General features: G+C 62.2%; 12 protein-coding genes and 1 pseudogene. 8 read left to right on the top strand and 5 right to left on the bottom strand.

The genetic code is table 11. From position 1 onward, the window contains the following. The first annotated feature begins 23 nt into the window (after positions 1 to 23). On the top strand, positions 24 to 1664 hold the full coding sequence (locus C483_RS16225) for a cobyric acid synthase (protein ID WP_006654451.1): 1641 nt from the start codon (positions 24 to 26) through the stop codon (positions 1662 to 1664). A 29-nt stretch (positions 1665 to 1693) separates the two neighbouring features. On the opposite strand, the gene C483_RS16220 is transcribed toward C483_RS16225, so the two are convergent. After that, positions 1694 to 2089: a ribbon-helix-helix domain-containing protein gene (locus C483_RS16220; protein ID WP_006654450.1), complete on the bottom strand. Its 396-nt coding sequence runs from the start codon at positions 2087 to 2089 to the stop codon at positions 1694 to 1696. 208 nt (positions 2090 to 2297) lie between these two features. Between C483_RS16220 and C483_RS16215 the strand changes: the two genes are divergently transcribed. The 3 genes from C483_RS16215 (at position 2298) to C483_RS19665 (ending at position 5864) form a co-directional block, all read left to right on the top strand. Further along, positions 2298 to 2549, top strand: a complete 252-nt coding sequence (locus C483_RS16215; RefSeq protein ID WP_006654449.1) for an MTH865 family protein — start codon at positions 2298 to 2300, stop codon at positions 2547 to 2549. A 338-nt stretch (positions 2550 to 2887) separates the two neighbouring features. Next, positions 2888 to 5215 carry a bacterio-opsin activator domain-containing protein gene (locus tag C483_RS16210; protein ID WP_006654448.1) on the top strand — a complete coding sequence of 776 codons (2328 nt, stop codon included), beginning with the start codon at positions 2888 to 2890 and terminating at the stop codon, positions 5213 to 5215. A 361-nt stretch (positions 5216 to 5576) separates the two neighbouring features. Next, positions 5577 to 5864 (top strand): hypothetical protein, encoded by a 288-nt coding sequence (locus C483_RS19665; protein WP_241431527.1) that lies wholly within the window; start codon positions 5577 to 5579, stop codon positions 5862 to 5864. 126 nt (positions 5865 to 5990) lie between these two features. On the opposite strand, the gene C483_RS16205 is transcribed toward C483_RS19665, so the two are convergent. The 4 genes from C483_RS16205 to C483_RS20270 all read right to left on the bottom strand — a co-directional run bounded on the left by C483_RS16205 (position 5991) and on the right by C483_RS20270 (position 9882). Then, on the bottom strand, positions 5991 to 6368 hold the full coding sequence (locus tag C483_RS16205; RefSeq protein ID WP_006654446.1) for a winged helix-turn-helix domain-containing protein: 378 nt from the start codon (positions 6366 to 6368) through the stop codon (positions 5991 to 5993). 216 nt (positions 6369 to 6584) lie between these two features. Then, positions 6585 to 7589, bottom strand: a complete 1005-nt coding sequence (gene otsB, locus C483_RS16200; protein WP_006654445.1) for a trehalose-phosphatase — start codon at positions 7587 to 7589, stop codon at positions 6585 to 6587. A 108-nt stretch (positions 7590 to 7697) separates the two neighbouring features. Next, positions 7698 to 9494, bottom strand: coding sequence for an alpha,alpha-trehalose-phosphate synthase (UDP-forming) (locus tag C483_RS16195; protein ID WP_006654444.1), 1797 nt, complete (start codon positions 9492 to 9494; stop codon positions 7698 to 7700). Between the two features lie 211 nt (positions 9495 to 9705). Next, positions 9706 to 9882: a hypothetical protein gene (locus C483_RS20270; protein ID WP_160166264.1), complete on the bottom strand. Its 177-nt coding sequence runs from the start codon at positions 9880 to 9882 to the stop codon at positions 9706 to 9708. A gap of 417 nt (positions 9883 to 10299) precedes the next feature. On the opposite strand from C483_RS20270, the gene C483_RS16190 reads away from it, so the two are divergent. The 4 genes and pseudogenes from C483_RS16190 to C483_RS20665 all read left to right on the top strand — a co-directional run. Next, positions 10300 to 11178, top strand: a complete 879-nt coding sequence (locus tag C483_RS16190; RefSeq protein ID WP_006654442.1) for an SCO family protein — start codon at positions 10300 to 10302, stop codon at positions 11176 to 11178. Between the two features lie 2 nt (positions 11179 to 11180). Beyond that, complete coding sequence (locus C483_RS16185) at positions 11181 to 11747, top strand: TlpA family protein disulfide reductase (RefSeq protein WP_006654441.1); 567 nt, start codon at positions 11181 to 11183, stop codon at positions 11745 to 11747. Positions 11748 to 11749: 2 nt separating this feature from the next. Further along, positions 11750 to 12424, top strand: a complete 675-nt coding sequence (locus C483_RS16180; RefSeq protein WP_006654440.1) for a cytochrome c biogenesis CcdA family protein — start codon at positions 11750 to 11752, stop codon at positions 12422 to 12424. A gap of 292 nt (positions 12425 to 12716) precedes the next feature. Further along, a pseudogene (locus C483_RS20665) lies at positions 12717 to 13162 on the top strand (hypothetical protein); the annotation flags it as partial.

Here is a 13162-nt window from a genome sequence, read left to right as displayed (position 1 = left end):
CACGCCGGAACACGTGGGTGTGAATGACGCGGACGCTTCTCGTCGCCGGAACTGCCAGCCACGTCGGCAAATCGACCGTCGTCGCGGGCCTCTGTCGCCTGCTCGCGGATCGCGGCGTCTCCGTCGCGCCGTTCAAGGCGCAGAATATGAGCAACAACGCCCGGGTCGTCGTTCGCGCGCAGGACGTGGACAGCCACAGTCAGCAGTCGCCTCCGACTGGCGACGATGCAGCAACGAAGCCGACCGACCGGTGGGGCGAGATCGGCGTCTCCCAGTTCACCCAGGCCCGCGCGGCCCGGCTCACGCCGACGACGGATCTCAACCCCGTCCTGCTGAAACCGCGTGGCGACGGCGAGAGTCAACTCGTCATCCAGGGCGAGGCCCGCGAGCACGTCCCCGCAGGCAGCTACTACGAAGACTACTGGGACGACGCCCGCGCCGCCGCCGAGCAGTCCTACCGCCGGCTGGCCGCCGACCACGACGTGATCGTCGCCGAAGGTGCGGGCAGTATCGCCGAAATCAACCTCCACGATCGGGACCTCGCGAACGTCGAAACGGCCCGCTTTGCCGACGCTGAGATCATCCTGCTCGTCGACATCGAACGCGGGGGCGCGTTCGCCAGCCTCTACGGCACGATCGAACTCCTGCCCGACGACATCCGCGAGCGCGTCAGCGGCGCACTCATCACGAAGTTCCGTGGTGACCCGACGCTACTCGAGCCCGGTATCACTGAGATCGAATCCCGAACCGGCGTTCCGATTCTGGGTGTGCTGCCGTACGATGATCCAGGATTACCCGAGGAGGACAGCGTTGGCCTCCCGGGTGTGGATTCACGGGGGGTGCGCGGCGACGACGACGGTGTCCCCGACGAGCAGCGCCTCCGAATTGCGGTACCACGACTTCCGCGGATTTCGAACGCGACCGATCTCGAGGCGCTCGCCGCGGAACCAGGTGTTTCGGTGGTCTACCTGCCGGTCGACGCTGCGGACGCGAACACCGACGTCAACGCCGATCACGACGTCGATGCCGACGCCATCGTCATCCCCGGCACCAAAAACACCGTCGACGACTGTCGTGCGCTCCACGCCGCCGGCCTCTCCGACGCGCTGCGTTCGTTCAACGGCCCCATCGTCGGCATCTGTGGCGGCTACCAGCTGCTCGGCGAGCGGCTGACGAACGCCGCACTGGAGGGGACCAGCCAGCGCGACACCATCCCAGGACTCGGCCTCCTCCCCGTCGAAACCCGCTTCGACGAGACGAAACAACTCGAACAGACGACAGTCCCCGTCGACGGCGCGGCGAGTCCCCTGCTCGACGGCGCGGACGGCACCGCGTCGGGCTACGAGATTCACGCCGGGCGGACGCGCGTACTCGAGCACGAGTCCGTCGCCAGACCGCTCGGCGAGTCGAGCGCGGCGCGCGGACTGGTGCTCGGGACGTACCTCCACGGGCTGTTCGACAACGAGGGGGTGCGGACGGCGTTTCTCGGGGCCGTTGCGAGTCAGGCGGGACTCGAGTGGCCGCCGGTGAGCAAGACAGGGTCACAGACAGACCGTGCTGATGAACGGGATGGACAGACGCCGTTCGACCGAGCGGCGTCGTTGCTACGGGAGAACGTCGATGCGGAAGGAGTCGAACGGCTGGCCGCTGGTGCGACGAGCTAGCGGACCGGAGCCGAGAATTGAGGGAGCGGTTACGCGCTATTCGCCCCGTCTCGGTACGTTCCGAGCAGTTCCTCGAGGATAATGCACTCCTGATCGGTTGGATCGTAGTGTGTATCGATGAAGCGCTCTGCGGCCTCGTAGTTGCCACGCAGTCCCTGTTTTCGGACGGTAATCACAGCGTCCAAGAAGAACGTGCCGCCGTCCGTGCCGAGGGCCTTCGCGTGGTCAGCATCGCTGATGTCGAGTTCGGATTTGATCTCGTCGAAGTTGAACGTCTTGACGTCGTGGTCGGGGTCGACCAGCGTGAGGACGTACTCCGCGGAGAACCGATAGAACTCGGATTTGCTCTCGAACATACCGTCGTCGACGAGTTCGTCGATCTCTTCGACGACCTCGTCCGGGTACCTGACGGTATCTTTCGCCATGTCCGCAACGTGCACGCTGAGGCATAATTACTGTTTCGGGAACGTGTTTCTCGACCGGACGGTGATGACCCCTGGTTCAGAGTGAAAGAGAATGTCTATCGCTCTAACGAGAGTCCAAGAGTCGACAGCGAACGGCAATCTCAGTCTCGAGGGGCTGAACGCAACTACCTACAAATTTATTATTTATCGGACGCAACAGGGAGACGCAATGGCAAACGAAGACGAAATCCGTGAGCAGATGATCGACGCGTTCGAAGGTGCTGACTACCCCATCTCGAGTCCAATGGACCTCGTCCCCGCGCTCCCGAACGGCCCGGGAACGAAGTTCGAGTCGGGCGACTTCTCGATGACCGCGATGGAGTTGAACACGAAGACGTCTGGCGGGGACTTCCCGTACGACGACGCGGAGACGTTCGTCGACGACATCATCGACGACCTCAAAGACCAGGGCGAACTGTAAGACGCGGTACGTGTGGCCCAAGCGCCACCAACTCACACTGGGGAGTCTGAAACAGCTACCACAACGGAGACGGTACGGAGTCGAGGGTGGACAGAGACGGACCCCGGACCGAGTATCCGTCTCCCGTTCCGTCTGACTACCCGTCCGGAAGCCTGTCACGGGTGGTAGAGTCTCTCGCGGCAGACGCTCCGTTCTCTCGGACTGGCGGAGACGCGCCGAGCGTAGCGCTGACCCCCACGTTTTATTGCATATCGCAGCGTTAGGTAGAAAGAACGACGTGGCGGCGGTGGTATCGGGTACGGAGTGACAGTCGCGTCGAGAGTGAAAATCGGAGTGAGATGGACGGATCGAAGCAGCGATACGCACTCATCTGTATCACGGAGTCGGCGGACAAACAGCACCGGCTGTCTGTCGCGCTTTCGGAAGCGCCCGTCGATTCCGACACTGACACTGACACTGCGTCTGGCACTACATCTGATACTGTATCTGACACTGCATCAGACTCAGCCACCAGCACCGAGGCCAACTCAACCACAGACACCAGTTCCAACCCCGACGCCACCACTCCGATCGAAATCGAGCACGATCACCTGACACTCGTCGAACGGACGCTCACGGATCTCGAGCGCACCGACGGCGGCGCGGCAAACGATCTGCCAGACGTCGTTGACGCCGTCGTCATCGATGTCGACGAACCGACTGCACTCGAGACGGCCATCGGCTGGGTCAACGGCCATCAGCATTCCGCACTCGAGACCGCACCGTGTGTTGTTGCGCCACAGGAGGGGAGCGAGGAACTCGCGGCGACGGCGCTTCGCCAAGATGTCGAGCAGTACGTCCCGGCCGATGACGATGTGCTCGACCGGGTACTCGAGACGGTTGCCAAACCAGCCCTCTCGACACCCAACGACGAGTACCACAGAATCATCGCCAACGAACTCCCCGACGAGGCGTTCGTGATCGACGAGGACGGGGTCTACCTGGAAGCGAAGCTTCGGCCAGTCTCTGCGGAGCTGTACACCTCGGCGGCGACAGACCTCATTGGCACCTCGCTGGACGACGTCTTCCCCGAGGAGACTGCGGCATCGCTTTCTGAGTGTCTGAACCACGCCATCGAGACCGAAGCCGTTCAGACAGTCGAGTACGCTGCTGAGACGACTGACGGGGAACGCCTCTTTGAGGCACGCGTCGTGCCGATCGACGAGCGAATCAACGGGAAACGGGCGGTGATCTGGCTCGCCCGGGACATCACGGAGCGAGCACAGCGCGAAGCCAAACTCCGGGCGCGCCAGTCCCAACTCGAGACGCTCAACCGGATCAATGCGGTCGTCCGCCAGGTGATCGAGACGCTGGTCGACGCACCAACGCGCGACGCGATCGAACGGGAAGTCTGTGCCGAACTCGTCGACTCGGAGCTGTACTGTGGCTGCTGGATCGCCGAGCGGACGGGAGCCGGTGAGTTCAACTACCGCACAGGAGCGGGCGAGGCGACGACCTACCTTGACGAGATCCGCAAGCTGGAGGACGATGAAGGTACGCTGCCGCCGGCGATGGTGTATGAGGGAGCAAGCGCCGATTCTGACAGCGACAGCCACATCGCCATCGATAGTGACAGCGACAGTGACAGCGACAGCGACAGCACAGACCGCCCACGACGGCCAACCGAACACACAGGCATCACCGGTGAAATCACCTCCGCCAACCATATTCTCAAAACCGAACCACTCCCTGAGCCGCTACAGGACGCCGCCCACGCCGACAACGTCCGCGCTGCGATAACGGTCCCGATCGTCCACGAACAGACGACCTACGGCGTCCTGACCGTCCTCGCCAGCCGTGCCGAAGCGTTCTCTGACACCGAACAGGAAGAGTTCAGACTGCTCGGCGAAACGATGGGGTTCTCGATCATGGCCGTCAAGAACCGCCAGCTCCTGTTCGCCGACACCGTCGTCGAACTCGAGTTCCAGATCGATGGCGGCGAAACCTTCTCGTTCGATCTGTCGTCGACCTACGACTGCACCTGTGTACTCGAGTGGTCGGGGACGACCTCGGACGGGCAGCCGATCCAGTACGTCCGCATCGATGGGCTCGACGGCGAGACGGTGATGGACGAAGCCGAGGCCCACGAGTCGGTGGAGTCGTGTCGGCTCATCCACGACGGACACGACCACTGTACGATCGAGATGCGCCTGACCAAATCGGGTGTGCGGACACTCGCGAATCACGGTGCGACGATCAGGGACGTCCGCGTCGAGGACGGCGTCGGGACCTGTGTCGTCGAGGTGCCACAGCACGGTGATGTCCGGGACGTTGCAGAGGCGCTCTCGGTCGTCTACGAAAATACGGAACTAACCGCTCGCCGCGAGGTCGACCGGCCGGTGCATACCGCCGTCGAGCGCCGAAACCGGATTCTGGGAGAACTCACGGATCGGCAGTTGACGACCCTCCGTCTGGCGTACTTCGGCGGCTTCTTCGAGTGGCCACGCTCGAGTACGGGCGAAGATATCGCCGAAGCGCTGGGGGTGACACCACCAACGATGCACCAGCATCTCCGGAAGGCGCTCAAGACGGTTCTCTCGGAGTTCTTTGCGGGAGGGAACGCTGCGACGGGTGTCGATGAGAACGGTGATGTCAGCGATGTCGGTGGGGCAAACACACAGCGCTGACCGACCGGCTGACAGTCTCGGCAGTACTCGAGTCCAGTCTGCGTGCGTTCTGAGGCGATTTCGTTGTGACCAGTGTCAACGCAACACTTGCTGTGTGAGTCAGGAAAGACAGACACTCATAATCTCATAAAGGTCGTCCATGTAAACCCAAGCGGGGATGGAGATGCCACGACTGTATTCGATCGATGGTGACGCTGACGTGGCTGGCTCGTTCGGGTCGGGTGGGAGGGTATCGGCTGATGGACTGCTGGCACCCTGCTGGAGACGGACAGCGACGAGCACGAGACGGCTGTCGAGAGGTGGCCAAGCGAGGCCAACCGGGAGATGGCGACCGTAAACGGGGATCGGAGCGTGGACACCCGTGGTAGGAACATCACCGCTCGAAACAGTGCTCGCTGGCTCGAACGGGCGCTACTACACGGCGAAGCAAGTCCAGGCGAAACTCGAATGTGGTCCCTGGCGACTGTGTTTGCGCGAGCGCCGGTCGGAACGGTGGCTCGTGGAACTGCCGGGTGAGACGCTGCTGTTACTGACTGCCGTCGAGCCCGATTCGCTGCCCCGATGGGCCGAAATCAGAGTTGAGGGAGAGACGACGCGTGTCGTGGATACGCGCCGGCGTGGCTCTCCTGGCCGCGCTGGTCGTAACTGAGAGTCAGTTAGAAATTGGTTAGAAGTCGGTTAGAAACCGAACCCCGTCGCAACCGCTGTCGGCATCACGACGGTGAAACAGTGACCGGGGAGTGATCCCCCGATCCCCACAGCCCCCTTCGACCAGTTATTCGTCGTCGGCCTCGAGGTCGCCCTCGATGTCGTCGTCCTCACCACGAACGAACGCAGCCTGTGTGTCCGATTCCGCCTCGACATCGATGTCGCCGGCGCTTGGTCCTTCGATCAGTTCCTCGAAGTCGTCGACTTCGTCGTACTGATCCTGGTAGACCAGCGCTGCCTTGCCCATCGACGTGATCTCGTAGAGACCGGAGCGCTCTGCTGGTCCAATCTTCTCGACGAGTCCGTAATCCTCGAGGACTGGCAGTCTCGTGTTGATGTTCTTTCGGCTCTTGCCGGTGTGTGCAGCCAGGTTCGTCGCGACATTTCGACCCTTGTCCTCGAGTGCTTCGAGGATCAGGAAGTCAGTTGGTTGGCGTAGCTTCACTCTCAGTCACTCTCGTACTATACCTTGATTTCCACTGGTAACTAAGACTTTCGGCTCTCTCTCATATGAATCCAACGGTAATTTGAATCGGAAAGTGTATATGAGGTGGCGAGCGTTCGTAACAAAGGGGAAGCGAACGCCGCGTGTGAATTACAATCACCCACTCACACCGGGGTTCGTCGTGCGGTACTCCACCATGCCGTTTCCCCAGCACACCTAGTCATTCGCCACCGACGCCGACCACTGCTTCGGAACCCCATCGAAGCCCCGGTCGTCGTCGGATTGCAACTCCGGATCAGTTCTCAGAGAAGCGTCTCCGTAGCCACCGGTGTCGCTGCCGGTCCCAACGAGTGACACCCCGGACGCACTGAGCCACTCGAGTACCCGCGCGACGTCGTCGGGTGAGTCGACGCGGTAGCTGGCGGCGGATGGGGCGGTGCTACCGACGCAGATCCCGATTCCGGCAGGTTCGACGGCACGGAAGGCAGATTCGTCGGTGACGTCGTCGCCGATGTAGATAGGGACGGTGTCGTCCGGGAGTTCGGCGCGAATGAGGTCGACTGCGTCGCCTTTACCCCAGTTGACATCCGGACCGATTTCGAGGATCCGCTTGCCGGGTGAGAGTTCGAGGTCGCCATCACCGAATCGGTCGACGACGGTACGAGTCAGCCGGCGAACGACGGGGCGCGCGCCAGCGGGAACGGTTCTGACGTGGACGGTGCCGGTGAGTCGCTTGTTTTCGACGCGTGCGTTCGGGATCGGGTCGAGGACCGTCTCGAGGGTTTCACAGACGGTTTCGACGCGAGTCGCGCGCTCGGAGGCGGCGGGATGGATGCCGATCGAATCGTCCCAGGCGAGTTCGAGGCCGTGGTTGCCCGCATAGATCCGCGGGTCATCGACGCGCGTGCGAACGTCTGCGAGGCTGCGGCCGCTGACGATTGCGGTGGTGACGGGGGCTGCTGCGGCCAGTGATGCCACCGCGGCGTCGTTGGCGGCCGTCAGCGCTGCAGCATCGGGCTCGTCGACGATCGGCGCGAGCGTGCCGTCGAAATCGAGGCAGACGAGCAGATGGCTGGCGTCCGCGAGCGTCGCGCGAAGGTGGGGCAGCTGCTCGCCGGTGAGTGGGGATGGGACCGATGGCTCGGTAGTTCCATCCGATGACTGTGGCTCCTCGTCGTGATACTCGGTGGTCGGTTCGGTCGTGGAGTACTGCTTAGACATGGCTCTCTACCTCGAAACTGGTGATCGGTAGCGCTCGATATGGTCGTCACTCGAGTTGTCGGGAGCGCCGAGCGACGGGCTGGCGGGCAGGGTGTGAAACACGGATCGTTACATCGGGGAGGGCCGTTCGCGTGACTCGACACCTGCGTCGGGGCCGTCGTGGACACGGCGCAACAGGTCGAACTGGGTCGCCATCCAGTTGTGGATATCGCCGTCGAAGACGCTCGACCGGAGGGCGTTCATCCGTGCGGTTCGCTCCTGTGGCGCCATCGAAAGCGCGTCATCGATCGCGGTTGCGAAGCCGCTCACGTCGGTCGGATCGATACTCACCGCGTGGGAACACAGGCGCTCGTGTGCGCCCGCGCGATCGCTCAACAGCAGCGTGCCGTCAGTGTCGACACACGCGGCGACGTACTCCTGGGCGACCAGATTCATGCCGTCGATCAGCGGGCTGACGATCATCACGTCGGCGTGGCGATACAGCGCACAGAGGTCGTCGTGTTCGACGTACTCCTCCGTGTAGACGATCGGTTGCCAGTCGTCGGTGCCGAACCGACGGTTGATCCGGTCGACTTCGCTACGGACGAGGTCGCCGTGGCGTGCGTAGGCCGGAATCTCCGTTCGCGACGGCGTTGCCTTCTGGATGAACGTAAAGTCACCGTGCCAGCTCGGGTTCTCGGCGAAGAACCGCTCGAGTGCGGTCAGTCGCTCGGGGATCCCCTTCGTGTAGTCGAGTCGGTCGACGCCGAGTCCGATCGCCGAATTGCGCGGGATGTCGTACCGGTCGAACAGCGAGAGCAACTGCGCCGCGTCGGTCTCACGGGCCTGCCGGTCGTACGATTCGGCGTCGACGCCCATCGCCGTTGCGACAACGCGAGTCGTTTGGCCGTTGTACTGGACCGTTCCCTGCTCGTGGTCGACCGTGGCGTCCGGCAAAAACCGGCGGACACAGTCGAGAAACGCGTTCGCGTAGCGCTCGACGTGGAAGCCGAGCAGGTCGTTACCGAGGAGTCCCTCGAGTACCTCCTCGCCGGCGGGACAGTAGTCAAAGGTTGCGGGCGACGGCCAGGGAATGTGCCAGAACTGCGCGATGCTGGCCGAGTCGGGAATCGCCTGGCGGATCATGCGAGGTGCAAGCGCGAAGTGGTAGTCTTGCAGCCAGACGACCGACTCCTCGGTTGCGTGGTCGGCGACCGCTGCGGCGAAGCGCTCGTTGACGGTTCGGTACCACTCGAGATCGTCGGACCGTTCCTCGACGAGTTCGGCGAAGCCGTGACAGAGCGGCCAGAGGACGCGGTTGCTGAACCCGCGATAGTAGGCATCGACGGCCTCCTCGGAGAGGTCGATGCGTCGGAGTGTGTAGGCCTCGTCGTCCGGCGGAACGCGGACGCAGTCGCGTTTGTCCGTGACCTCGAAGTCGGCGTCGCCGTCGCCCCAGGCGATCCAGGTACCGTTGGCCTCTCGCAGGACTGGGTCGATCCCCGCAGTCAGCCCGCCGGTGGGTTCGTCGACGGAGATCGACGGAGGCGGGGATCCCGCTGTTTCGGACGTGTCTGTCGTGTCTGTATCGTGTTCATCTTCGGTTTCGATGGTCGTTCCATCGTCGACACCCGTCTCGTCGTCGTACGTGTGTCGGTACGGCTGTCGGTTCGAGACAACGATGAGAGAGTCAGGACAGTCGGTGTTGGCAGACTGCATCGTGTGATCGGTGGCTGTCGCACTCTCGGACTCCGAATCGTCGTCCGAGTCGCGCTCGGAGTTGGATTCGGACTCGGACTCGGACTCAGAGACAGATTCGAACTCGAACGCAGCGTCAGTCGCTTGTTCTCGGTCGTGATCTCGCCCAGATCCGTCAGCTCGAAGATTATACGTGTGCGTCGACGACTGCTCGTCGGGAACTCGCATTCGCTGAAACAGAACAGCGTCGCCACTGGTTGATTCGTGGCCTGCAGCCGCAGGTAGCCTAATACTCTCCCGATACTGTGTCCCCTGAAAAGACCGTCTACACGGACTGAGCATCCACTACAGCGATAAACGCCACTAGCTACCATACAACATTCACTCCACACCACACCACGAGAGCACCCACCCCACTCGAGTACAGTCGCCAGCTGACTCAGTAAAAGTACAACTCGAGTTCGTGTCCGCAGTTTCGACAGGTTGTTTCCGTGCCGCGCAGTCGGGTTGGTTCGCGGTCGGCGACGAGGCCGGGACCTGGCGGAACGGCGGCAGTGATGGTTGCATCGCACTCCGGGCAGCCAATCGGCATGGTCGAAGATTCTGATCGAGACATGCCACACCGATACTGCTGGATGGGGGTTAGTTATCACCGCCGTACCGTGACGGTTTTCGACCGTTTGTCACTGTTCTGCCGGATATGGTGTGGTTTACGCGCTCGGAACGCTGGCACAGCCGTGTCAAGTACACCAATCGCCAGTCCTGGACATACTAGTTCAGTTTCACGCGGAAATCGCGGACTGACAGTGGGCGCTGTTGGTGGAATGGATATTGTTGGTGGAGTGTATACGAGTGAGGAGTGCGTGCGGACACTGGTGTTCGCGATGTGGCTCCACGCCTTGTGACGCCGTAGCTGTCCGCTGACCACAACCGCAGCCACCCAGTCGTTCGAGCGTATATGTTCGGGAAATCCCCTCTGATTTTCGGGAAGAGAACCAACGAACCTTTGCTCACGCCGTCCACAGAGACAGGTATGGACCGACGTACGTATCTCGGCTCGCTTGGGGTGGCGGGCGCTGCTGGCCTCTCGGGTCTTGCCGGCTGTCTCGACGAGTTGAACGTCACCGGCGGCGAGGACCAAGAGGTGGTGCATGGCGAGTACGCGGATCAGACCGTTCTTGATGCCCAGACGCTACCGGGAGATCCGAGCCAATACTCACACCCAGTCTACGGCGACCGGTTCCCAGCAATCTCGGTGCCGGACCCGCTGACCGGCGAGACCATCTCGACTGAGGATTTCGTCGGGGAGCGTGCGTTCATGATCACGTTCTTCTTTACATCCTGTCCGGACGGTGCCTGCCCTGCGCTGCTCTTGCGCTTGCGGCGCGTCCAGGAAGACGCCGCCGAAGCGGGCTACAGCGACGACATTAGTCTCCTTGGGCTGACGTTCGATCCCGAACGCGACACCGGGGACGTACTTGAGGAGTACGGCTACCAGCAGGGAGCGGATCTCGACGCGGGGAACTGGCATTTCCTTCGGCCGGAGACGTACGAGGAGGCAGAAGAACTGGTCAACGACGAAATCGGGATGCGTATTCAGCGGGTCGAAGACGAAGACGAGGTCGCGGAGGCACACGAGGGGCACGGTGAGAACGGCGAGCACGAGACTGACGACGGCGATCACGATGCGGACGACGAGCATGATGATGGTGCGGGGCACGACGAGGATGGCGACCACGACGATCACGACGATCACGACCACGGCGAGTACACCTTCAACCACATCAACCTGGTCGTGCTGGTCAACAAGGATGGCATCGTCGAACGCGCGTATCCGCAAGTGCTTAATGAGGAGCGCGGAACGAGCATCGAACAGATCGTCGACGACGCCCGGACCGTCGCACAACACTGATCATGCAGCGCCGAGACGTCCTCGCCGGGATTGGCAGTGCAGGCGTCCTCGCAGGAGCCGGTGCAGTCGCTGTTTACGGCGTTCCCTCGCCAGAGACGCTCCTTGAGGAAGACGGCGAGCGCCACGATCCGCTCGCGGTCGAAACCGTCGAAGCACGGGGGAGCGAGGCTGGTGAGGTGCTGATACCCGCACAGGACCAGCCGACGTTTATCGATCTCTTCGGCACCTGGTGTCCGCCCTGTGTCGAACAAATGCCCGAACTCGCGATAGCCAACGAGCGGATCGGCGATCAGGTGCTGTTCATCTCGGTCACGAGCGAAGGCGTCGGTGAGAACCGGTCGATCACCGAGGACGAACTCGTCGACTGGTGGGCCGAACACGACGGCAACTGGCTGTTGGGTCTCGATCACAACGCGGAAGTGACCGAGCGCTATCTCGACGGCGGCTTTCCGACCGCAGCCGTTATCGATGCCTCAGGACGCATCCAGTGGTCTGACAATGGCGTCCACTCGGCCGACGAAATCGTTGCGACGATTGAAGGGGAAACTGACGCGGAAGAGACCAGCTAACAATGGCTCCCATCGAACTCCTCTCTGCGGCTACATTCGCCCTGACCGCAGGCGTCGCAACCTTCTTCTCCCCGTGTGCGTACCCGCTGTTGCCCGGCTACGTCGGCTTCTATGTGAGTCAGACTGAACAACAGGAGGCCTCTCTCGGCGGGGCCCTGAGTCGAGGGCTGATCGCCGGTTTCGGCGTCCTCGCCACGTTCGTCGTACTGCTCGGCGCGGCGTTCTGGATCGGTCACTCGATGCTGTCGAACGTGGTGCTTTTCGAACCGATCGTCGGTGCCGTGCTCGTCGTCTTCGGCGTGCTCGTCCTGCTCGATCGTGCCCCGTCGCTGTCGATCGCACTGCCGAAGCGCCGCTCCGGCGTCGGTGGCTTTCTGATCTTCGGTGTCGGCTATGCGCTGGCAGCAGCAGGCTGTGTCGCACCGCTTTTCGGCGCGGTGATCGCGAACGCACTCACGTTCGAACCGATGTCTGCGGCGGTGGTGCTTGGCACCTACGTCGGCAGCGTTGTCGTCCTGATGATCGCGCTGACGGTCGCAACGGGGATGGGGCTCGTCGCAGGTGCCGGGTCGCTGGCGGCCTACAGCGGGCTGCTCAAGCGCGTGGCCGGCGGGGTCATGATCCTGGCCGGACTGGGACAGTTGTATCTCGCAATCTTCGTTCTGGACGTACTCTGAGCGGCTCACCACGATGCGTTCGTCCGTCGTTGTCGGCAATTTCGAGGCGGAGCCCCCGGCCTCAAGGAGTGAGGGCTTCCGACTGGTCGGAAGCACGAAGCGAGTAGGCCGGGGAGGAAGCCGACACTCCACGACATAACCCACGAGACCATAGCCGACTGACTCCCGAACTATTACGTATCGTCGAAGCAACATCTGAAACATGGAGGTCAGACGCACCGCGCCGGTCAAACTCGTTGTTCCCGACGAGTACCACGACGACCTCCACGAAACCGCCGNCAACATCTGAAACATGGAGGTCAGACGCACCGCGCCGGTCAAACTCGTTGTTCCCGACGAGTACCACGACGACCTCCACGAAACCGCCGAGCAATTCCTGTACTGCGCGAACGAAGCCAGTGACTACTGCTGGGACAACACTGACTACGAAGACTGCGTAACGTCCAACAGCAAAGCCAGAGATGCGCTGTACGACCGTCTCCGCGAGGAAACAGACCTCACGGCAAACCTCGTCCAAGAAGCCATNCAACAGCAAAGCCAGAGATGCGCTGTACGACCGTCTCCGCGAGGAAACAGACCTCACGGCAAACCTCGTCCAAGAAGCCATCCGGCGTGCCGTCCACGCCGTCGATAGCGGCGTTGATCGCTGGAAGAAGGGCAAACGGACGAACAAACCAGAATTCACCTCGTGGAGTATGGTCTACGACAAGCGCAGTGCCACCTTCTACCGGAACAAAA

The organism is Natrialba hulunbeirensis JCM 10989, from assembly GCF_000337575.1.
Taxonomy (GTDB): domain Archaea; phylum Halobacteriota; class Halobacteria; order Halobacteriales; family Natrialbaceae; genus Natrialba; species Natrialba hulunbeirensis.
Note: the sequence above shows the minus strand (reverse complement) of the source record. Positions and strands in the feature narration are given on the sequence as shown.